Below are 19,691 nucleotides of genomic sequence, written 5' to 3' on the forward strand. Positions count from 1 at the left end.
TTAATAAACTAATACAAACGACTAGGCATTTGGGGTGCTAATCATGCAATATGAACGAGCAGGTTTTGCTTTAATTAGTTGTTTGTTAGTTGGTACATTGATTGGAATGGTCTTCGGTAATTTAGAGGCTGGAGGAACAATCGGCCTTGGTGCAGGAATGTTAGCCATCGTACTCCTGCGTAAAAATTGAAAAACAGGTCACATCTTGCCTGATTGGATGTGACCTGTTTTTTGATGATCTAGGAAATTATAATATTTAATGCCTGTGGATACTTCTTGGCAGGAACAGCCACGTCCAGCTCCAGTGCCCAGCGACTAGCGCAACTTCCCTCACCTTCGTACGATAAGTCAACATCGGCTTCCTTCGGGCGCCGTGTTTCCTTTATCTCCTACGGCTCAGTCCAGTTCGTACGTCGCTAAACGGGCGCTTGCGCTTTTGTTCTTTCTATTGATGTCAAATAACCACTAATGTTGTTCTTTTGAAGAATAAAAGTCAAACGTATCCATCGCTAATGTTACCCCTTGGGAAAATGCAGCTCCACCACCTAAAGCGGAACATACTGCAACAGTTTCCATTAACTCTTCCTCTGTCACACCATGTTCCACAGCACCCTTCGTATGGTAGATGATACAATATTCGTCTTGGGCATACATGCTGATACCAAGTGCCATTAATTGTTTTTGTTTTTGATCTAAGGCCCCTTTTTCAAAACATGCGTCAGTAAACTTGAAATAACTTTTCGTTACCTCTGGTAAACTTTTTTCAAATCGACTACTTCCATGTTTGTAATCGAGAAGGGATTGATCAAAATAATTTTCCATTTCCTCATTGTTCATATCCATGTGGTACACTCCATCCGTTAATATTTTCCTACATAGTATATGCTCTGAAAAATAGATGAAAAATATGTATGTAAGAAAATGGAATGAAGTATAATTATCTTCTATTCTTCGTTTCGTGTTTCCCTATAATACCCATGTTCTTCTCCATAGTAGTAATCGTAACGTGTTTTGAATTTACCATATAAATAGGTAACGAACACTTTTAAAATAGCGTAACCTGGGATACCAAGAATAACACCAACAATTCCAAATAAGTTTCCTGCAACGAGTAGTACAATAATAATCGTTAATGGATGGATTTTCATTGTTCTTCCCATAATATTAGGGGAGACAAAATTACCTTCTAAAAACTGTACTGCTGCCCAGACAATTGCAAGTTTGACTAACATAAATGGAGAGTTTACCAACGCAATGATAATGGCTGGAATAATGGCTATCGTTGGACCTAAGTATGGGACAACACTCGTAATCGCTGCGATAATTGCAAGAGTGAATGCATAATCTAACCCAATAATTAAATAACCGATAAAAAGAAGGATTCCAATGCATGATGCTACAATTATTTGTCCTTGAATGTATGATCCCACTTGCACATCCATGTTATGTAATAGTTTTTTTGCATCTCCTCTAAATTTAGGAGGTAACAATTTAATAAAATAGCCTTTGAAGCGATCGCCATCTTTAAGCAAGAAGAACAGTATGAATGGAAAGGTAATAATAGCAACCAATACATTTGTCACGGTTGTTGCTAAATTTCTAACTCCTTCAAATGCATCTCCAATATAATTTCCAATTATACTAGGTATATCGCTAAAATTAGCAATAAGCCAGTTATATCCTTGATGATAATAATCACCAAAGATGGAGTTTTCGATCCATGTTGTAATTCCGTTCCCCATTTCTTTTAAGTAAATAGGGAAATTCTTAATTAAATCTTTTACTTGTGCTTCAACAGCTGGTGCTGATAGCAGGATAATACCTGTTAACAGACCACTTATTCCTAAAATGATTATTATTATCCCCCATATTCGTTTGATCTTCAACCTTTCTAAAAGATCTACAATAGGATTTAATAGGTAATATGCAATAAATGCTAAAATTAGTGGTGGTGCAACTGTGGATAGAATGACCACAAGTGGATAAAAAATAAACGAAATATTTGTGTATATAGAAATAGTGATTCCGATTAGGATGAGTAGGACCAACCCAAAAACAAGATCCCGCCCCCCAATAAATCGAATAAAGCGACTAGATGGTTTCATTACTTTACTCCTTTTTAGTTAAATTATAGCTTAAATAGGAAATACATTCCAAAATATCACGTATCGTATCAGCAAATCTGTGATTACTTAGGTCAAATAATTTAATTTTATAGGGTGTAAAAATATGTAAACAAACGTTTGATTTATACTAGAATTATATGATTAAATGCATACCTTCACTTTTTAGTCATCTTTCAAGAAATATTAAGTGATGTTTGTTATAATTAAAATTACTCATTGTAGTACAAAGGAGGCACAACCTCATTGCGTGATGGAGCTAAATTACAAAAAGAAGCAATGCACATATTGAAACTTACGAGTAGAACATTTTATATTCCAATAAAATTATTAAAGCCTACATTAAAGAAAACAGTTGCTTCAGCATATTTATGTATGCGTGCAATCGATGAGATTGAAGATCATGAAGACCTTACAAATGAAACTAAAAGTGACATTTTACGGAAGACAAGTGATTTATTACAAAATCATTCCTTTGATGAAGAAGCCTACAAGAAACTATTAGAACCTCATTATTCTATTTTACCAGATGTTTCTAAGAGGTTGGGTGATTGGGTAAGATTTTGTCCTACAGGCATTGTAGAGAAAGTGAAAAAATCTACTAGTATCATGGCAGACGGGATGGCTGAGTGGGCCGAAAAAAATTGGCAAGTAAAAACAAAGGAAGACCTAGATGATTATACGTATTATGTTGCTGGACTAGTTGGTGTCATGCTATCAGATATCTGGGAATGGTATGATGGTACCAAAACAGATCGGGAATTAGCTATAGCATATGGCAGAGGATTACAGGCTGTGAATGTGCTGCGGAATCAAGATGAAGATGCAGAACGAGGTGTGCAATTCTTTCCGAATAACTGGACTAGAGAGGATATGTTCAACTATGCGGAAGGTAATTTAAGTAAAGCGGATCAGTATATAAAGGATATTGATACGAAAACGATTTTAATGTTTTGCAAAATCCCCCTTGCTCTTGCCCACCGAACATTAAGAGCATTAAAAAATGGAGAAGAGAAAATTTCCAGAAATGAAGTGGAAGAAACTGTGGAAGAAATAATAAATGATTAATAATGGTTATGAAGGCGGTTAGGAAATCCTAACCGCTTTTGGATTTTAGCGTGATTCCTATTTTCCAATTGTCTTTCAAAAAAGAACTGATAGGTGAAGTATGGATAGTGGCTTAGGTGCATAAACTATTTACTACTTTGGGGGCGAGTTTTTAGTGAATTAGAATGAAATAATTTAACTTTCAAAGAGCAAGTGTTTTTTGAATTATTTGACCGATGACAGTTTTATTCCTATAATAAGAAACTGTGTTAAAAAATTGAGCAAGCTGGTGGTTTTGTCAATTGGTTATTTGTTGTGTTGAAAGATAGTAATCAACTCCATCCAACGGTCTTTAATGGCAAATGGAAGATTTTATTTTAGACACTTGCTCCTAACAAAATTAGGAGGAGACACGTGAATTCAAAGAAGAAAGAAACTTTAGATTGGCCCGTTTTTATAATTAGTGGTGGATTTTTAATCTTATTTATTATTTTATCGTTTGTGAATAGTGGGATGGTGGGAGAAGCAATTACATCCCTTTTTGATTACTCAGCAGCCTGGTTCGGAGCATATTGGCAGCTGTTACTATTAGCCAATTTCTTTATTGGAATAGGACTAGCTTTTTCAAAATATGGAAAGGTACGTTTAGGGAACCAAGCTAAACCAAAGTATAGTTATTTTCGCTGGGTTGCGATGATATTAGTAACACTACTTGCAAGCGGTGGTGTATTCTGGGCAGCATCAGAGCCTATGTATCATTATATGGATACCCCTCCATTATTTGGTGGAGGTCAGTTTAATAATATGGAAGGGGCTTTTGCCCAAGCATTCCTACATTGGGGCTTCTTAGCCTGGGCAATTCTTGGAACGTTAGCTGTCGTTGTTATGATGTATGTGCATTATAGCAGAGGATTACCACTTCGTCCAAGAGGGTTATTATATCCTATTTTCGGTGAGAAAATTTACCATAATAGTGTGCTTGGATCTGCAGCAGATATTTTTTCTATTATTGCGACCGTAGCCGGAACATTAGGACCATTAGGCTTTCTAGGTTTACAAATTGCATATGGACTTAATCATATATTTGGTGTTCCGAATACCGTATCAGTTAGTGTTGTTGTTGTATTAGTACTGGCTGCAATAGCTGCAGTATCTGCTGCAACAGGTGTCGATCGAGGAATTCTAACATTAAGTCGCTATAATGTTGGATTTACTATATTCCTGGCTATTGTCATTCTCATTATTGGACCAACATTGTTTATTTTAGATGCGTTTGTAGGTGGAACAGGTGTACATTTACAAAACTTTTTCTCAATGAGTTTATTTCGAGGAGATAGTGCGTGGAATGGCTGGTGGACGATCTTCTTCTGGGGATGGTTTATCGGTTATGCTCCAATGTTGATTGTATTTATTAGCCGTATTTCTCGAGGTAGAACAATAAGGGAATTAATTATTGCTGTTTCCATTGTTGCGCCATTGGTTAATAATTTTTGGTTCTCTATTGTAGGTGGTACAGGTGTGTTTTTTGAAAAAGAAAACCCAGGTTCTATCTCAAATGCACTAAATGAAGGTGGAATGCCAGCTGCAGTCATGGCGATTACGGATCAGCTTCCAATGGCACTTTTATTTGGGTTAGCCTTCTTACTTGTTTCCGTTATATTTGTTGCGACTACAGTAGATACGATGTCCTACACGGTTGCAGCTACTTTAACGGGGAGAGATAATCCCAAGCGATGGTTACGAGTGTTCTGGGCCATTATTTTTGGACTAACAACTGTTGTTATATTAACAATTGGTGAGGATAGCGTTAGTTCCATTCAGAACTCAATTGTAATAACGGCAGTTCCAGTATCGTTATTGTTATTGCCGCCTCTGTGGCATGCACCACGTATTGCGAAGAAGATGGCACTTGAACAGGGATTAATCTGGCAAAGAGAATTACAGCGAAAAGTAGACAAGAATAAGGAAGAATAAAAGTAGAAACCGTCTCTATAGGTTAATTCCTATAAGGCGGTTTTTTCGTATGTTAGATTTAATAATCTTTTAATAAATAAATTAGTTTTCATTAAGAATTTGCTATCATAATATCGTTAAGTTATTCTTTTTAATAAGTTAGAAGGTGATGCAATGACTATAAAAAGGCGTTTATTATTGTCCAATATTGCTATGATTATTATTCCGGTGATTTCTTTTTTTGTTATAGAAATAATGATGGGATATGTATTGTTTGTTGTTTTAAAGGGGGATTTGGAGGATGGAATGGGACTATTCTTATCCCTCCGGTTTATCGGATTATTAGTTGTTTTAATTGTAACAAATGGTTTATTAACCTATTTTGTCGCTAGAAGTATTATTCGTCCTATAAAAAAACTGTCACAGGCTGCAAACGAAATAAGAAATGGAAATCTTGATTTTGTAATTGAAAAGACAGGGAAGGACGAACTTGGACAGCTATCCGAAACATTTGAGGCAATGCGTAAGAAATTAAAAGAAGCAGAGGAACTTCAAGTTCGATATGAAGAAAATCGTAAAGAATTAATTGCGAGTATATCCCATGATTTAAAAACACCCATGACGTCGATCAAAGGATATGTCAAAGGAATTCGAGATGGTGTAGCAAACACTCCGGAAAAAATGGACCGGTATATGGATACTATTTATACGAAGGCAAATGATATGGATCACTTAATCGATGAACTATTTCTCTTTTCAAAGTTAGACCTCCATCAGGCTCCCTTTGATTATGAAAATATTGATTTGCAATTATATTTACGTGACTTTTTGGAAGAATTATCTTTTGACTTAAAAGAGCTTAACTGTCAAGTTTCATTTGAAGTGGATAAAAATGAAACTTATATGGTTGAGGCAGATCGAGATAAGTTAAAGCGTGTCATTACTAATATCATTCAAAATAGCTTGAAATACATGGATAAAGATGAAAAAAAGATTCAGGTATTTTTATCTGGGGAAGCGGAACAGGTGAAGGTTCATATAAAAGATAATGGAAGTGGTATTCCAGAAGAAGCGATTCCATTCATTTTTGATCGATTTTATCGTACAGATGCTTCCAGGAACTCTACTACTGGAGGTAGTGGCCTCGGGTTAGCAATTGTAAAGCGCATAATCGAAGAACATGAAGGAAGAATTTGGGCAGATAGTAAAATTGGTGTGGGGACGAGTGTTTATTTTACACTTCCGAAAGCGGGTGGAAATTCATGAAGAAAGTATTGATTATTGAAGATGAAGAGAGCATAGCTGAATTAGAAAGAGATTACTTGGAAGTTAATGGTTTTTCTAGTGATATTGCATTCACGGGAGAAGAAGGACTTCGAAAAGCAACAACAGATTCCTATGATCTAATTTTACTGGATTTAATGCTACCTGGTATTGATGGGTTTGAGCTTTGTAGAGAAATCCGCAAGACGAAAGATATTCCAATTCTAATGGTTACCGCTCGTAAAGAAGACATTGATAAGATAAGAGGGTTTGATCGAGGGGCTGATGATTACATCGAGAAGCCTTTTAATCCGAACGAACTTGTTGCTCGAGTAAAGGCACATATTACTAGATATGATCGACTAGTAAATCGTGATGAATTTGATCATACGATCCAAATTAGGAGTCTGGTTATTGATCAAGAGTCAAGAAGAGTGTTTGTGAGTGAAGAAGAAAAGGTATTTACAGCTAAAGAATTCGATTTACTGACCTTTTTAGCCAATCACCCAAATCGTGTTTTTAGTAAAGAACATTTATTTGAACGGATTTGGGGCTTTGAGTCCATGGGCGATATAACAACAGTGACGGTGCATATAAGAAAAATCAGAGAAAAAATTGAAGAAGATACATCTAACCCCGAGTTTATCGAAACCATTTGGGGTGTTGGTTATCGGTTTAAGAAATAACTCGTTTGAGGTTTGGCCAGCGACCATTTGACACTTTATTCTCTCCAATCGGGCTTTCATCACTGCTATGAGCGACCGAATGGCACTTTATTCTGAAGCGCGCGCCTTCATTTTAAATTGCTTCTCAGTCTTTGTATGATTAGCCATAAAGTACGAAAACACCAAAAGAAAAATCCTAACTAATTCGAATTCTAATTGAAGTTCGAATCTGGTTTGGATTTTTCTTTAATTAAACCACTTTTTTTCCTCACTCTCAGTATTTTTATCTTTTCTTAATAAATATTTAATAATTTACTAAGATTCTATTTAGAATTGATTTGTATGATATAAACAGAGTTCGATAAGCACAGTATGGAAAGAGGAGAGAAAGTGATGAATCAATCTGTAAGGAAATCAAATAGTATTTCAAGGTACATTTATTTTGGTTTAACAATTATCTTTTTCACATGTCTAATCTTACAAGTCTTGTTTGTTGGCTTGGCGCTTTTTGATAGTTCTGTCCATTGGCTGAAACATATAACGTTAGTTCATTTATTTGGTTTTAATATCCCTGTATTTATGTTGTTGTTTGCATTTTTAGGTAGAATGCCCCGATGGTCATATTGGTACATCTTAGGACTATTAGGTTTAGTATTTGCCATGTATTTTACAGCCAATATGACGATTTCTTGGATAGGATCACTGCATCCCGTTATCGCAATCTTACTAATCGAAATATCTTTTATGAATGTAGTAAGAACTTGGAAATGGTTAAAACGCGTTAAACAGAAAGGGGAGAAATAAATGAGAGCATTTATTGCAATAATTGTTGGTCTTATCGGTGGATTCTTCTTAGGAATAGCTTTATCAAGTTTTATTGGGATTTTTGGCATGCTTGCGTTCGACCAGGCGATGGGAATAAAATTTCTTCCTTATTTCACAGCGATTATCTGTGCAGTATTGATACCAATAATAGATCATAAAAGTAAAAAATAAATGTGTTATTAAAGTCAAAAAGAGATCGCAGCCGATCTCTTTTTGACTAATCGCAGTCACTTCCTCTTAGGAACAATTGATTTCACCTAATTTGCTAGCTGTTAAAATGTTTAGTAAAGAGTGCTCTTAACCCAAGGTGAACCAATGCTACTGCAAATACAAGGATAACTACTCCACCTATAATATCAAAAAAGTTAGCAATCGGCTCTGTTACTAGTGAGGAAGTTGGTACGAAAGCCATTGCAAAACCAGCTAAAATACTAGCTAAATATAAATATACGAGTCTATCCATAACAATCCCTCCTTTTCAATATAGTGTATGTTGAAAGGAGGGATTATGTTTGTTTAAAATGGACTACAAAAAATAGGGAGATTGCCTATAAACCGAACCTTTATTCAGTGGGGGATTCTTTCCCCCCCACTAATAACAGATTAACAAAGGCTAAGAACAACACCCTGGGACTGCGATTAGTCGTTCCACTGAAATCATTTGTTGCAATGCTTTCGTGGTCAACGCCTTGTTGACTAGAACGAATTAGCCATTTACGTGAAGTTGATCCCCACTTATCCTGCTTGACTTCGCCTTAAAATCTTGAAGTGGGGGTCTTACGATGCATAAGGACTTGCAAGTGCGGACAATGCGAAAGGACGTCACGTTTTTGTCAGCCTTGCACGATACATGCAGGATAAAAAGTAGGGGGGATCAATTAGTAGCACTGAAACGACTCAATTCTATCTAAATCGATTCCAAAGTAAACCCATCTATTACGTTGCCATCTAAACCCAGAGATCGATCTTCTACCTACATATGTTGGATAGAACCAGAAAGAACTACCTCTTTCTAACCAAACATAAGTAAATCGATATAAGCAACCTTGAATGGCACCGGGGTCTACTGCATAGGTTTGGTATTGTGGTTGCTGTGGTTGAAATCCTGGAGGTGGGCTAGTAGGTGCTCCTCCTTGTTGAGGTCCTCCTCCTGGTTGACCAGGGAATTGTCCTTCACCAGGAAATCCAGGAGACGGTCCACCACCTGGGAATTGGCCACCAGTCTGTCCGCCGCCAGGGAATTGCCCAGGCTGCCCAGGGAACTGACCACCGGTTTGCCATGGGACATTAGGATATCCAAAAAATTGACCTATTAAATAACCAGGTAGGTTAAATTGTCTTTCGTCAATATAAGGTCTTTGAAAATGATTCATCCATAATTTCCTCCTCATAAAATTCTTCTATTTAATATATGGGGAAATAGTCTATATTGGGATATTATTCTTAAAAATAGGCATTCGTGTAAGTAAAACATTAAAATATGAGTGATTACTCACTTTACAAATGTATTTCAATTGTGTATATTATAAGTGAGTAATTACTCACTAAATTGATTGCGAAAATTTTACGTTTGATCAACGAATCGATGCCAGTAAGAGGATACTTTAGTAGGTACTTACTTATGAATTAAAGAAGGGGTGAAGATAATGTCTAATCAAGCAGCATGTGTCTCCATTCAAAACGTATCAAAGAAATTTGGGAAACATCAAGTGTTAATGGGTATTAACCTGGAGATCATGGAAGGGGAAATTTTTGGGCTTCTAGGTCCATCAGGAGCAGGGAAAACAACCTTGGTGAAAGAACTTGCTGGATTTGATACACCTACATCAGGTGAAAATTACGTCTTACAAGAAAAAATGCCATCACTTCAGTTGATTAACCGAATTGGATATATGGCACAATCGGATGCACTTTATGAGGATCTGTCCGCAAAGGAAAATTTACAGTTTTTTGCAAGCTTATATGGTTTAAAAGGGAAACAGCAAAAACAGCGAATCGATGATGTTATGGAAATGGTTAACTTATCTGCACACCTCCATAAATTGGTTTCGGATTTTTCGGGTGGAATGAAACGTAGGTTATCTTTAGCTATAGCATTGCTACATGAACCAGAAATACTTATTCTGGATGAACCTACAGTTGGAATTGACCCTGTCCTGCGAAAAGGCATATGGGATTCCTTTTATGAATTAAATAGAAAAGGTACGACAATTATTGTAACCACACATGTAATGGACGAAGCAGAAAAATGTGACCGTTTGGGGCTTATGAGAGATGGTTCTTTAATTGCGATTGGAACACCGAATGAGTTAAAAGAGAATACTAATGCTAATTCCATTGAAGAGGCGTTTCTAGTTTATGGAGGTGTTACTGTTGAGGATTAAGGCGCTCACTATACGAATATTGAGGCAAATATTGCGTGATAAACGTACAGTTGGTATGTTAATTTTTGCGCCAATGTTGGTGTTAACTTTGTTGCATTTAGTTTTTAATGGGGATGACTATACTCCGATAATCGGTTTGATAGACGTTCCAGAACCTATCTTGTCTAATATTGACAGATCTGATGCGGAAATCTACGAATATATGGGAGAACGTAAAGCAACAGAGGATTTATTTGATCAAGAAATAGATGGATATATCGTCTTTAACAATCAACAACCATCGCTCTATCTTGAAGGAAGTGACCCTACCGTAAACGGATCGACAATGCGTTGGATCCAAACCGCTTTAAAACCAATACAAGAAACGGAAGCCGCAATAGATGTAGAGATTAACTATCTCCATGGCTCAGAAGAAATGGGACAGTTTGACTATTTTGGTCCCGTATTACTTGGTTTCTTTGTCTTCTTCTTTGTTTTTATTATTGCTGGCGTATCTTTTATACGGGAACGAACAACAGGAACTCTCGAGCGATTACTATCTACTCCATTACGGAAATGGGAAATTGTCATGGGGTACGTGTTTGGATTTGGGATCTTTACTATGATTCAATCAACCTTGATTGCGGCATTTGCGATTTATGTATTGGATATGATGATGGAAGGTATGTTTATCTATTTATTGTTTGTAATTCTAGCACTAGCTCTTACGGCACTAACGTTAGGTATATTAATTTCATCCTTTGCCAATAACGAATTACAAATGATCCAGTTTATTCCGGTTGTTGTCATACCTCAAGTATTCTTTTCTGGTTTATTCAATCTAGAAACGATATCGGATTGGATAAGTTGGATAGGTCCTATCACTCCGTTGTATTATGGTGCTGATGCACTTCGCAATGTCATGGTCAGAGGGTATGGATGGGAAAGTATTTATCTTAATATTTTTATTCTATTAGGATTCTCTGCCCTTTTTATGATTTTAAATGTCCTAGCACTTCGAAAATACCGGAAGATCTAGCCGATCGTTGCAAATTCTATTCCAAATACATTATTATTAAAGAAATGCCTAATCAGGATAGAGGAGAATAAACGTGATTAGTGACGATCAGAAGCAGAAGCTTACGGAAAAACAAAAAGGGATTCTTTCTGCAGCAACGGAACTATTTGCTGAAAAAGGATATGCAGCAACTTCAACTAGTGAAATTGCAAAAAAAGCTGGTGTTGCAGAAGGAACCATTTTTAGACATTATAAAACGAAAAAGGAATTACTTATTTCAGTCGTTTCGCCGGTGATGGTAAAATTCCTAGCTCCTGTTATAAAAAGGGATTTGAATAAAGTATTAGGGCAAGAATTTGAAACTTTTCAGGATTTCATTCGAGCGATGATTGAAAATAGAATTGAATTTGTGAAAAAAAATCTTTCATTGATTCGCATAGTTATTCAGGAGTTGCCTTTCCATTCTGATTTAAAGAAGCAGTTTATGGAACACATCGGCATAGATGTATTCAATCAGTTTAGACAAATTGTGAAACATTACCAAGATAAAGGGCAAATCATTGAGATGTACCCAGATACGATTATTCGAGTAATGGGATCGTCTATTTTTTCCTATATCATGGCACGATATGTTTTTATTCCAGAAGCCGATTGGAATGATGAAGAAGAGATTGAACGAATCTTATTTATTTTGACAAATGGCATTTCTACAAACAAGGAATAAATAGGTAGTGGGAAGTGAGTTTTTATTCCTTTCTCCCTCTCTTCTTTTATTTACAATCGTACATAATCAGAAAAAAGTGGCACATCTTTAAGAAGATATTTGCCACTTTTTTCTGTCTTGTTTCGATAATAGTAATGAGAAGGGAATGTTATAGTTTTTTAACTGCCTCTACTATGTTAGTAGCCTGGGTAATGGATGATATAACAGCTACTCCATTTGCCCCTGCATGGATTACCGAGGAGGCATTACTTGTATTAATACCTCCAATACCCACAATTGGTATGTTGGGGAATTGGTTTCGTAATGTTCTAATCCATTCTGTACCAACAGGTGTTTTGGCATCGGACTTTGTTGTTGTACCATAGATTGGGCCAGCTCCTAAGTAATCTACTAAATGCGTGGGGCTGTTTTCTACTTCGGTACGGTTTGATACGGAGAGACCAATAAGTTTATCAGGGTACTGTTTTCGTAACTCGGTAACAGATTGATCCGCTTGGCCAACATGGATCCCATCAGCATCAAGGAGATCAACTAGTTCAACATCATCGTTAACGATAAACAAAATATGGTACTCACGACAAATCTGGCGTAGTTTTTTACCTAACTTTAGTTTTTCGTCCCCCGCTAACGAACCTATTCCTTTTTCTCGAAATTGGAAGGCTGTGATTCCGGCTTTGGCTGCTGATTCTAATATTGTAACAGGATCTTGTTCACAGTTTTGAGACCCCATAATAAAATATTTTCGAAGTTGCTGTGCAAGCGATATACGCATGTTTTAACTCCTTTCGAGTATTTCTTTATCCATGCTGAGTGCATCGATAAAATGGGGAATAAAGGTTCCAGGTCCACTAACTTCAAATTTTGAAGCGGCATATTCTGCTGCTAATCCATAAAAGGATAGAGCGGTTAGAGCTTGTTCCTCCGTGGTATCATTTGTAGTTAAGCAGGCAGTTAAAATAGAACCTAGTAAACAACCAGCACCAGTTATCTTAGATAATAGTTTGTGACCATAGTAATTATGTGTTAACTTATTTTCTGTGCATATAACATCTGTATTTCCTGTAACTACTGCGGTAGTCTGGTAGATTTGAACAACCGTTGTTGCAACACTTTCTACATCTCCAGCTCCAATAGAATCGACACCTTTTGATCTCCATGGAATTCCTGCCAAATGTGCAAGCTCACTAGCATTACCTTTGATCACTGTAGGCTGTACCTTATCTAAAATCTTTTTAACGACGGATGCGCGATATGGGGTTGCTGATACTCCCACAGGATCGAGTACAACAGGAATTCCTTTATCATTTGCTGTTTTGCCAGCTTGTATCATGGCAGGAACCTCTGAATCTGTTATTGTTCCAATGTTTATCAATACACCATCGGCAACTTGTGCCATGTCCCTAGCTTCTTCCACTGCTTTGGCCATTATGGGACTTCCGCCGAAGGATAGTAGACCATTGGCTGTAAAATTCATTACGACCTGATTTGTTAGGTGATGAATAAGCGGTTGTTTCTCTCTTACTTCTTGTATAATAGATGTCTTCATTGTCTCGCTTCATCCATTCTAGGGGCAAAGTGGTTGGTTGGTCCATTTCCTTTACCCAGGGGTAAGGCATGCTTTATTGCAGCAGTTACATAACGCTTTGCTTTGTCAACTGCTTTAGGTAGTGGTATTCCCTGACTTAAATAGGCAGTAATTGCTGCAGAGTAGGTGCAACCTGTACCGTGTGTGTTCTTTGTATGAATGCGTTCTGACGTAAATGTGTGAATTTTGTTCCCATCGTATAAAATGTCAACTGCTTCTTCACGTAAGTGGCCACCTTTGACTAGGGCAGCACCAGCACCGTGTTTATACACAATTTGGTTCGCTGCATCCTGCATATCAGAAAGGCTTTCGATAGTGTTCCCCGTAATAAATTCGGCTTCTTGAATATTTGGTGTAACAATGGTCGTTAAAGGTAAAAGGTGTTCTCGTAGATAGCTACGAGCATCTACATGAATCAAGGCATCCCCACTCGTTGCAACCATGACTGGATCCATTACATAAGGAGCGTTGATTGTTGTGATTTTTTCTAATATGACCTCCATCATTTCAGTATTGGCAATCATTCCTGTTTTAAAGGCGTGAACTGGTAGATCTGATAAAACAGAATCTAATTGGCTCACGATCATTTCATTCGGTAGATGGAGAATTTCCTGCACACCTGTTGTGTTTTGTGCAACAACGGAAGTGATAACAGACATACCATAGCTCTTTAACTCCTGAAATGTTTTTAAATCAGCGTGAATCCCTGCTCCACCACTGGGATCAGTACCAGCAATAGTAAGCGCACATGAAACGTTATTCATTGGAAGTCACCTTCTCCTTTGATGGCCACTGCTCATAGTTGTACGCCATTTCCCAGAATTGGAGTTCTAATTGACAACTTTTACGGAATGCATCTTTTACGTTTAACTGTTCAACTGGTGATGCATGATCCATATACTTATCCAATAATTCGCACATTTCCCTAGTAGTGTTTTCAACAGATTTGTCTGCATAAAACGTAATCCAAGGATAGAATGGATGTGTATTTGACGGATTGTATTTTTGAATTAACTCTCGACCAATTTCTAAATAGGTCCAAGGACAAGGCAATAGGGCACCTAATATTTCTCCTAAATTCCCCATTTGTGCATGATACATCATATGCTTGATATAATGGTCGGCTGTTGGTGGGAGTGGATGTCCTTGCAGTTCTTCATAGTTCACACCTATATAATCACAAAAATTGCGATGTGGATGAATTTCATCATTTAGAATAAAATCTATCTTTTTATGAAAATAGGCAATCTCCTTTCGATTGGTGGATTTTGCAAGGGCAATACCATAGATCTTCATAAACGCATTTAAATACTCAAAGTCCGCCTTAATATAATGTTCGATCGCTTTATTAGGTACTTCCCCTTTTCCGATACCCTCTACAAACGGATGGGAAAGGATGAATTGAAAAATATCATCATTATCTTTTCTTAATTGATCCGTAAAAGTCATCAATAAAACCTCCTTATGTGTTTTGAATGAGATGTTCTTGTTTTACCCTTGATAGGATAAACCAGCCAATAGCCGCACCAGTAATACTGCTTACGAGAAAAGATGGTAGAAAGGCAAATACGCCAACGGAGCTACCCATTAGGATAATAGCAAAAGGTACGGCAAGGAAGGAGCCGATAATTCCAGTTCCAATTGCTTCACCGATAGCTGCTAATAACGTTTTCCCAAATTTTTGATAGAGATAACCTGCCAATAACGCTCCAATCATACCTCCTGGGAATGCCAATAATGTGCCAAGGCCAAGTAAATTACGTAATAATCCAATCATGAAGGCGATAATGACAGTTGGTCCTGGTCCGAGTGTGACAGCAGCCATTACATTTACAGCATGTTGTACGGGATATGCCTTGGCAACTCCAGCTGGAAACCAAAGTATTTGTGCTCCTAAAGTTCCAATTGCAATAAAAATTGCCATCGTTGTTAATAATCGTGTTCGATTCATGTTTTTCCTCCAGTGTTATAGGGACACCAAAAAAGCCAGATCCAAAAAAAGGACCTGGCTTACATAAGCTGAAATAGAATAGACGTATCGTCCGACTACTTCCCTCCGCTGGTATTAACCAGATCAGGTCCATAAGAGTCAGAAAGTTAGCGTACTTTCCTCTCAGCCCACGAAATTTTGGGCACCCCTAGTAGTAATGTTTCATATATTTTATTTTCAAATTAACCATAACAAAAAAAAACTTAATTGTCATGTGAAATTTGAAAATAAGTAACTAAGACCTATAAACGAAATTATTCTTTTATCTAGGATCTTAATACATAAGCATGTTATAAATAGAGTATCTGATTTTTATTTGGAACGGTAAAGGGTGATTATATGACTGTATTAACCATGGAAAATTTAGAGATGCATCGTAAAGATACCATACTATTTTCAGCGTTTAACTTATCCATAGATCGTAAAGAAATCGTTGCAATCCATTCCAGTTTAAATGTGCGCCAGGCATTAATTAATATATTTTTAGGAAAGCTCGTTCTCGTAAACGGAAAGATCTTAATTGACGGAAAAGAAATTTCGAAAGACAAGGGGTTATATGCTAAGCAAATCGGCATTTGTTTTTTTGAAGAGGGAATGTATGAGCGATTGACTGTACTAGATCATTTTAAGTTTTATAAGCAGATTTTTGAATTTGATCAAACGTTTGATCAAATTTTACATATAACACAATTGGATGAATTGAAATACAAAAAAATTAAGAATCTAACATATTCACAACAGAAGAGGGTGCAATATGCACGAGTACTCCTTCAAAACCCATCTCTATTTATTTTTGAGGAACCAGATTTAAATGTTGATGTTGAGACAAAAAAGATATTTATAAACATAACGAAAAAACTGCAACAGGAAGGTAAAAGTATCTTAGTATTAACTGGAAATATTGAAAGTGCAATTACAATGGCCGATCGGGTGTATCGTCTACATGAAGAGGGATTACAGCCTTATGAAATGGGAAATGAAGTGATTGGTGAAGAACAAGAGGGAGATTCTGTTATGGAAGAAAATGAATCCATAGCATTTCAGTTTAATAAAATCCCTACAAAAATAAAGGATAAAATAGTTTTATTTGATCCACCTGAAATTGATTATATTGAGAGTAATGAAGGGCAGTCTAATGTCTATATCAAAGGGGAAGCTTTTCCAAGTATGTTTACTTTAAATGAGTTGGAAGAGCGTTTAAAGCATTATGGATTTTTTAGATGTCATCGCTCATATATTGTGAATTTACAAAAGGTACGTGAAGTTATTACCTGGACAAAAAATAGTTACAGTTTGATACTAGATGATAAAGCAAAATCTTCTATTCCGTTATCAAAGACAAAAATGTCTCAACTAAGGGAAATGTTAGGACTAAAATAGATCCATTCAACCCCAAAATTACTCTTTTCACAGTAAATATAATGATATTATCCGTGTTTTCCTCTATTCTATGAACAACAAACAAAATGTAACCAGGGGGATATGAACTGTGGGTAATGTAATTGAAGTAAGAGCGTTAGCCAAAATTTTTGGCGACCAATCCGCTTTGGAAAATGTTAATTTTCAAGTGGAAAAAGGGGAAACATTTGGCTTTCTTGGACCAAGTGGTTCTGGGAAGACAACAACAATAAAAATTTTAACCGGGCAATTGCGTCCAACATCTGGTGAAGCACAAGTATTTGGTCTTTCTAGTTCCTCATTGAAAAATAGAGAGTATCGCAAGAAAATTGGTGTGCTAACGGATAATAGTGGGTTATACAATAGGTTATCTATTTTTGATAACTTAAAGCTATTTTGTGACCTATATAATGTTCCAGTAAAGCGAATCGATGAGGTGCTGGGCTTAGTAAATTTAACGGATGATAAGAAGAAAATAGTAGCGAAATTATCCAAGGGGATGCTACAACGCGTATTATTAGCACGTACATTATTGCATGAACCAGAATTACTATTTTTAGATGAGCCAACATCAGCGCTTGACCCAGCTAATTCAAAACAAATTCATGATGGCTTACGACGTTTAAATGAAAAAGGAACTACGATATTCTTAACTACTCACGATATGTCTGAAGCGGAGACATTATGTGATCGTGTAGCCTTTTTAAATAAAGGTAAAATACAATTACTTGATGAACCTAAGAAACTAAGAAGACAATATTCGGATTCGTCAATTACTCTTGAGTTAAAGGATGGTAGAGAGATTGTACTACCAGGAGGCGTGCAAGGTGCTGAAGCAATTTATAAGTATTTATCTGCAGATCAAGTGGTTTCCATTCATTCGAATGAACCAACATTAGGGGATATTTTTGTGGACATCACGGGGAGGGAGTTAGTATGACTTTATCAATGAAGCGTATTTATGCCATTTTTCAAAAGGATATTAAAGACTTATCGAAAAACATGTTTGTTAGTTCTATTATTGTATTGCCTTTATTGATGGCATTTATGTATAGCAGAATGGGTGTTAACATAGAGTTACATTATCTGATAATTAATTTAACGTTAGCTTCTGTGACGTTATTTATCCAATGTGCTGTCATTGCAGAGGAAAAGGAAAAACATACGTTACGTGGGTTAATGCTATCACCAGCTACATTACCAGAAATATTAACAGGTAAGAGTCTAGTTACATTAATTTTAACCTTAGTAACAATTGTTGTTTGTACAAAGATCACCGGCTATGACCCGGCTAATTTACTACTAGTTTTTATTGCCATTTTTATTTCGAGTTTATTTTACCTTGCTCTAGGGACACTGTTAGGACTAGTGACGAAAACAGTAGTTGAAGCTTCTGTGGTAATTTTACCTTTTATGTTTTTATTTGGTTTTGGTTCTATGTTACAACCGTTAATTGATGAATATCCGCTTTTGGTGTTTGTAGATTACTTACCAAACACACAGTTAGTGGAATTTGCTTATAAAGTAGAAGAAGGATTAGCATTTGGGAATCTTTGGAGCCATTTAACTATCATCCTAGCTTGGGGTGTTGTTTCAGCAATATTAACATTCTTTGTTTATCGTAAGCGAGAGATGGATGAATAATATAGGGTTGATTCGTATAGTTTGTTGCTAAATTTATATAGACTGCGAAGCAATTTAATATGAAAAACGTGGTGAAATTTAAGATTAAATATACTGCACCAAATCTCGCTCCAGAAATACACTTCGCTTTCCGCGGGCGGCTGGTGAGCCTCCTCGAACTCCGTTCTGCGGGGTCTCACCTATGCCTTTCCTCCCGCAGGAGTCTACGTGTATTTCTTCCGCTAGAATAGTGGATTACAACTTCATGACATGTATTGGATAGAAGAGCCTCACTGAATGTTGATAGCATGGGTTACTACCACTCCATAACCAGATTACTACCCATCAGCGTAGGCAGAATACGTAGACTCCTGCGGGAACAGCACGTGTCCGAAGACCCCGCAAGAAGTGGTTTTCTTCTGAGGAGGCTGAGGCCGTGCCCGCGGAAAGCGAAGTATTCTGCCGGAGCGGTTGTATAGCAATCCCTTCGAAATGTGTGAAAGAAAGTAAATCCAAGCGAAAGTTACTGCACATTTTACATCAATTACGAATAAATTTCATACTTGGAAAAAACGAAAAAGCAACAATTTTACAGAAAACAGTTACAATAAAAAAGTGAGATCATGGATTGTCCTTGATCTCACCTTTTTTTATTAGTTTAAAATAGAGCGTAATTTGTTTGTGGAGTTAGGTGTTGTAACATAAGTGGAAACTTCATCATCCACCATATATCTGAATGTACTTGTCTCTCCTTCTTTTCCTAGCCATAAATGGATAGCATGGATCGGAAATTCATCGCCATATCCGATCATCATATCAAAATCTGGTTGCTCCACATCGACATCACTTTTTTGTTTAGTTGCTGTCGTAATAACATCTTTTAGGATAGATATCGATTCTATGTCACGAAAGGAATAGATGATGTCTTCGTTCATTTCTCCAAAACCATGTGAATTAGATATATTAATAATTTCTATCTTTTCATCTAGAAGCACCATTGTATCTGCTGGTTGTTTACATCCTGTAAATACTAGCATACAAAGAATAAGTATTAATGTTATGTTAATTTTCATATTAAGCTTCGCTCCGTAATAATGTACACCAAACATTATGC

At 36.6% G+C, this 19,691-nt stretch carries 23 protein-coding genes and 1 riboswitch; of the genes, 13 read left to right on the forward strand and 10 right to left on the reverse strand.

The annotated features are described in order from the left end of the window. Positions 1-43 precede the first annotated feature (43 nt). Positions 44-190 (forward strand): hypothetical protein, encoded by a 147-nt coding sequence (locus ACFSTA_RS09845; protein WP_377556493.1) that lies wholly within the window; start codon positions 44-46, stop codon positions 188-190. A gap of 275 nt (positions 191-465) precedes the next feature. On the opposite strand, the gene ACFSTA_RS09850 is transcribed toward ACFSTA_RS09845, so the two are convergent. Together ACFSTA_RS09850 and ACFSTA_RS09855 are read right to left on the reverse strand one after the other, a co-directional pair. Then, on the reverse strand, positions 466-843 hold the full coding sequence (locus ACFSTA_RS09850) for a carboxymuconolactone decarboxylase family protein (protein ID WP_377556494.1): 378 nt from the start codon (positions 841-843) through the stop codon (positions 466-468). A 101-nt stretch (positions 844-944) separates the two neighbouring features. Continuing rightward, positions 945-2,105 (reverse strand): AI-2E family transporter, encoded by a 1,161-nt coding sequence (locus tag ACFSTA_RS09855; RefSeq protein WP_377556495.1) that lies wholly within the window; start codon positions 2,103-2,105, stop codon positions 945-947. A gap of 264 nt (positions 2,106-2,369) precedes the next feature. On the opposite strand from ACFSTA_RS09855, the gene ACFSTA_RS09860 reads away from it, so the two are divergent. The 6 genes from ACFSTA_RS09860 (at position 2,370) to ACFSTA_RS09885 (ending at position 8,047) form a co-directional block, all read left to right on the forward strand. After that, complete coding sequence (locus tag ACFSTA_RS09860) at positions 2,370-3,191, forward strand: squalene/phytoene synthase family protein (RefSeq protein ID WP_377556496.1); 822 nt, start codon at positions 2,370-2,372, stop codon at positions 3,189-3,191. A 393-nt stretch (positions 3,192-3,584) separates the two neighbouring features. After that, positions 3,585-5,144 (forward strand): BCCT family transporter, encoded by a 1,560-nt coding sequence (locus ACFSTA_RS09865; RefSeq protein ID WP_377556497.1) that lies wholly within the window; start codon positions 3,585-3,587, stop codon positions 5,142-5,144. A 153-nt stretch (positions 5,145-5,297) separates the two neighbouring features. Continuing rightward, positions 5,298-6,389, forward strand: a complete 1,092-nt coding sequence (locus ACFSTA_RS09870; protein ID WP_377556498.1) for a sensor histidine kinase — start codon at positions 5,298-5,300, stop codon at positions 6,387-6,389. Beyond that, entirely contained in the window at positions 6,386-7,072 is a 687-nt protein-coding gene (locus ACFSTA_RS09875; RefSeq protein ID WP_377556499.1) for a response regulator transcription factor, read from the forward strand. Before ACFSTA_RS09870 ends, ACFSTA_RS09875 begins: the two co-directional genes overlap by 4 nt. 372 nt (positions 7,073-7,444) lie before the next feature. Continuing rightward, complete coding sequence (locus tag ACFSTA_RS09880) at positions 7,445-7,855, forward strand: DUF6220 domain-containing protein (RefSeq protein WP_377556500.1); 411 nt, start codon at positions 7,445-7,447, stop codon at positions 7,853-7,855. Next, positions 7,856-8,047, forward strand: coding sequence for a DUF5957 family protein (locus ACFSTA_RS09885; RefSeq protein WP_377556501.1), 192 nt, complete (start codon positions 7,856-7,858; stop codon positions 8,045-8,047). A 94-nt stretch (positions 8,048-8,141) separates the two neighbouring features. On the opposite strand, the gene ACFSTA_RS09890 is transcribed toward ACFSTA_RS09885, so the two are convergent. Further along, a complete protein-coding gene (locus ACFSTA_RS09890) occupies positions 8,142-8,339 on the reverse strand; it encodes a hypothetical protein (RefSeq protein ID WP_377556502.1) in 198 nt (65 codons plus the stop codon). A 415-nt stretch (positions 8,340-8,754) separates the two neighbouring features. Beyond that, positions 8,755-9,249: a hypothetical protein gene (locus ACFSTA_RS09895; protein ID WP_377556503.1), complete on the reverse strand. Its 495-nt coding sequence runs from the start codon at positions 9,247-9,249 to the stop codon at positions 8,755-8,757. A 273-nt stretch (positions 9,250-9,522) separates the two neighbouring features. Between ACFSTA_RS09895 and ACFSTA_RS09900 the strand changes: the two genes are divergently transcribed. From ACFSTA_RS09900 to ACFSTA_RS09910, 3 genes are all read left to right on the forward strand, one after another. Then, a complete protein-coding gene (locus ACFSTA_RS09900; RefSeq protein ID WP_377556504.1) occupies positions 9,523-10,260 on the forward strand; it encodes an ABC transporter ATP-binding protein in 738 nt (245 codons plus the stop codon). After that, a complete protein-coding gene (locus ACFSTA_RS09905) occupies positions 10,250-11,278 on the forward strand; it encodes an ABC transporter permease (RefSeq protein ID WP_377556505.1) in 1,029 nt (342 codons plus the stop codon). Before ACFSTA_RS09900 ends, ACFSTA_RS09905 begins: the two co-directional genes overlap by 11 nt. 73 nt (positions 11,279-11,351) lie before the next feature. After that, positions 11,352-11,981 carry a TetR/AcrR family transcriptional regulator gene (locus ACFSTA_RS09910; protein WP_377556506.1) on the forward strand — a complete coding sequence of 210 codons (630 nt, stop codon included), beginning with the start codon at positions 11,352-11,354 and terminating at the stop codon, positions 11,979-11,981. Positions 11,982-12,129: 148 nt separating this feature from the next. Here the strand turns inward: ACFSTA_RS09910 and thiE are convergent, their stop codons facing one another. From thiE to thiW, 5 genes are read right to left on the reverse strand one after another with little or no spacing between them, the layout of a single operon-like run. Continuing rightward, positions 12,130-12,753 (reverse strand): thiamine phosphate synthase, encoded by a 624-nt coding sequence (gene thiE / locus ACFSTA_RS09915; RefSeq protein ID WP_377556507.1) that lies wholly within the window; start codon positions 12,751-12,753, stop codon positions 12,130-12,132. A gap of 3 nt (positions 12,754-12,756) precedes the next feature. Beyond that, positions 12,757-13,527 carry a hydroxyethylthiazole kinase gene (gene thiM / locus ACFSTA_RS09920; RefSeq protein WP_377556508.1) on the reverse strand — a complete coding sequence of 257 codons (771 nt, stop codon included), beginning with the start codon at positions 13,525-13,527 and terminating at the stop codon, positions 12,757-12,759. Next, positions 13,524-14,330, reverse strand: a complete 807-nt coding sequence (thiD, locus tag ACFSTA_RS09925; protein WP_377556509.1) for a bifunctional hydroxymethylpyrimidine kinase/phosphomethylpyrimidine kinase — start codon at positions 14,328-14,330, stop codon at positions 13,524-13,526. The genes thiM and thiD overlap by 4 nt, the downstream gene beginning before the upstream one ends. Beyond that, positions 14,323-15,015 carry a thiaminase II gene (gene tenA / locus ACFSTA_RS09930; RefSeq protein WP_377556511.1) on the reverse strand — a complete coding sequence of 231 codons (693 nt, stop codon included), beginning with the start codon at positions 15,013-15,015 and terminating at the stop codon, positions 14,323-14,325. Before tenA ends, thiD begins: the two co-directional genes overlap by 8 nt. A 13-nt stretch (positions 15,016-15,028) precedes the next feature. Beyond that, on the reverse strand, positions 15,029-15,517 hold the full coding sequence (gene thiW / locus ACFSTA_RS09935; RefSeq protein WP_377556513.1) for an energy coupling factor transporter S component ThiW: 489 nt from the start codon (positions 15,515-15,517) through the stop codon (positions 15,029-15,031). 83 nt (positions 15,518-15,600) lie between these two features. Further along, positions 15,601-15,716: riboswitch (TPP riboswitch) on the reverse strand. A gap of 179 nt (positions 15,717-15,895) precedes the next feature. Here thiW and ACFSTA_RS09940 point away from each other — a divergent pair. From ACFSTA_RS09940 to ACFSTA_RS09950, 3 genes are all read left to right on the forward strand, one after another. Then, positions 15,896-16,936 (forward strand): LytTR family transcriptional regulator DNA-binding domain-containing protein, encoded by a 1,041-nt coding sequence (locus tag ACFSTA_RS09940; RefSeq protein WP_377556514.1) that lies wholly within the window; start codon positions 15,896-15,898, stop codon positions 16,934-16,936. Positions 16,937-17,045: 109 nt separating this feature from the next. Then, positions 17,046-17,894 carry an ABC transporter ATP-binding protein gene (locus tag ACFSTA_RS09945; RefSeq protein ID WP_377556515.1) on the forward strand — a complete coding sequence of 283 codons (849 nt, stop codon included), beginning with the start codon at positions 17,046-17,048 and terminating at the stop codon, positions 17,892-17,894. Further along, positions 17,891-18,598, forward strand: a complete 708-nt coding sequence (locus ACFSTA_RS09950; protein ID WP_377556516.1) for an ABC transporter permease — start codon at positions 17,891-17,893, stop codon at positions 18,596-18,598. Before ACFSTA_RS09945 ends, ACFSTA_RS09950 begins: the two co-directional genes overlap by 4 nt. Before the next feature lie 632 nt (positions 18,599-19,230). Here ACFSTA_RS09950 and ACFSTA_RS09955 read toward each other — a convergent pair. Next, positions 19,231-19,650 carry a hypothetical protein gene (locus tag ACFSTA_RS09955; RefSeq protein WP_377556517.1) on the reverse strand — a complete coding sequence of 140 codons (420 nt, stop codon included), beginning with the start codon at positions 19,648-19,650 and terminating at the stop codon, positions 19,231-19,233. Positions 19,651-19,691: the final 41 nt, after the last annotated feature.

The organism is Ornithinibacillus salinisoli (genome assembly GCF_042684965.1).
Classification (GTDB): Bacteria; Bacillota; Bacilli; order Bacillales; family Amphibacillaceae; genus Ornithinibacillus; species Ornithinibacillus salinisoli.

Excerpts from the sequence above, each read along its gene's own strand:
- ACFSTA_RS09845 (WP_377556493.1), top strand. The coding sequence starts at position 44 with ATGCAATATGAACGAGCAGGTTTTGCTTTAATTAGTTGTTTGTTAGTT.
- ACFSTA_RS09850 (WP_377556494.1), bottom strand. The coding sequence starts at position 843 with ATGGATATGAACAATGAGGAAATGGAAAATTATTTTGATCAATCCCTT.
- ACFSTA_RS09855 (WP_377556495.1), bottom strand. The coding sequence starts at position 2,105 with ATGAAACCATCTAGTCGCTTTATTCGATTTATTGGGGGGCGGGATCTT.
- ACFSTA_RS09870 (WP_377556498.1), top strand. The coding sequence starts at position 5,298 with ATGACTATAAAAAGGCGTTTATTATTGTCCAATATTGCTATGATTATT.
- ACFSTA_RS09875 (WP_377556499.1), top strand. The coding sequence starts at position 6,386 with ATGAAGAAAGTATTGATTATTGAAGATGAAGAGAGCATAGCTGAATTA.
- ACFSTA_RS09880 (WP_377556500.1), top strand. The coding sequence starts at position 7,445 with ATGAATCAATCTGTAAGGAAATCAAATAGTATTTCAAGGTACATTTAT.
- ACFSTA_RS09885 (WP_377556501.1), top strand. The coding sequence starts at position 7,856 with ATGAGAGCATTTATTGCAATAATTGTTGGTCTTATCGGTGGATTCTTC.
- ACFSTA_RS09890 (WP_377556502.1), bottom strand. The coding sequence starts at position 8,339 with ATGGATAGACTCGTATATTTATATTTAGCTAGTATTTTAGCTGGTTTT.
- ACFSTA_RS09895 (WP_377556503.1), bottom strand. The coding sequence starts at position 9,249 with ATGAATCATTTTCAAAGACCTTATATTGACGAAAGACAATTTAACCTA.
- ACFSTA_RS09900 (WP_377556504.1), top strand. The coding sequence starts at position 9,523 with ATGTCTAATCAAGCAGCATGTGTCTCCATTCAAAACGTATCAAAGAAA.
- thiE (WP_377556507.1), bottom strand. The coding sequence starts at position 12,753 with ATGCGTATATCGCTTGCACAGCAACTTCGAAAATATTTTATTATGGGG.
- thiM (WP_377556508.1), bottom strand. The coding sequence starts at position 13,527 with ATGAAGACATCTATTATACAAGAAGTAAGAGAGAAACAACCGCTTATT.
- thiD (WP_377556509.1), bottom strand. The coding sequence starts at position 14,330 with ATGAATAACGTTTCATGTGCGCTTACTATTGCTGGTACTGATCCCAGT.
- tenA (WP_377556511.1), bottom strand. The coding sequence starts at position 15,015 with ATGACTTTTACGGATCAATTAAGAAAAGATAATGATGATATTTTTCAA.
- thiW (WP_377556513.1), bottom strand. The coding sequence starts at position 15,517 with ATGAATCGAACACGATTATTAACAACGATGGCAATTTTTATTGCAATT.
- ACFSTA_RS09940 (WP_377556514.1), top strand. The coding sequence starts at position 15,896 with ATGACTGTATTAACCATGGAAAATTTAGAGATGCATCGTAAAGATACC.
- ACFSTA_RS09950 (WP_377556516.1), top strand. The coding sequence starts at position 17,891 with ATGACTTTATCAATGAAGCGTATTTATGCCATTTTTCAAAAGGATATT.
- ACFSTA_RS09955 (WP_377556517.1), bottom strand. The coding sequence starts at position 19,650 with ATGAAAATTAACATAACATTAATACTTATTCTTTGTATGCTAGTATTT.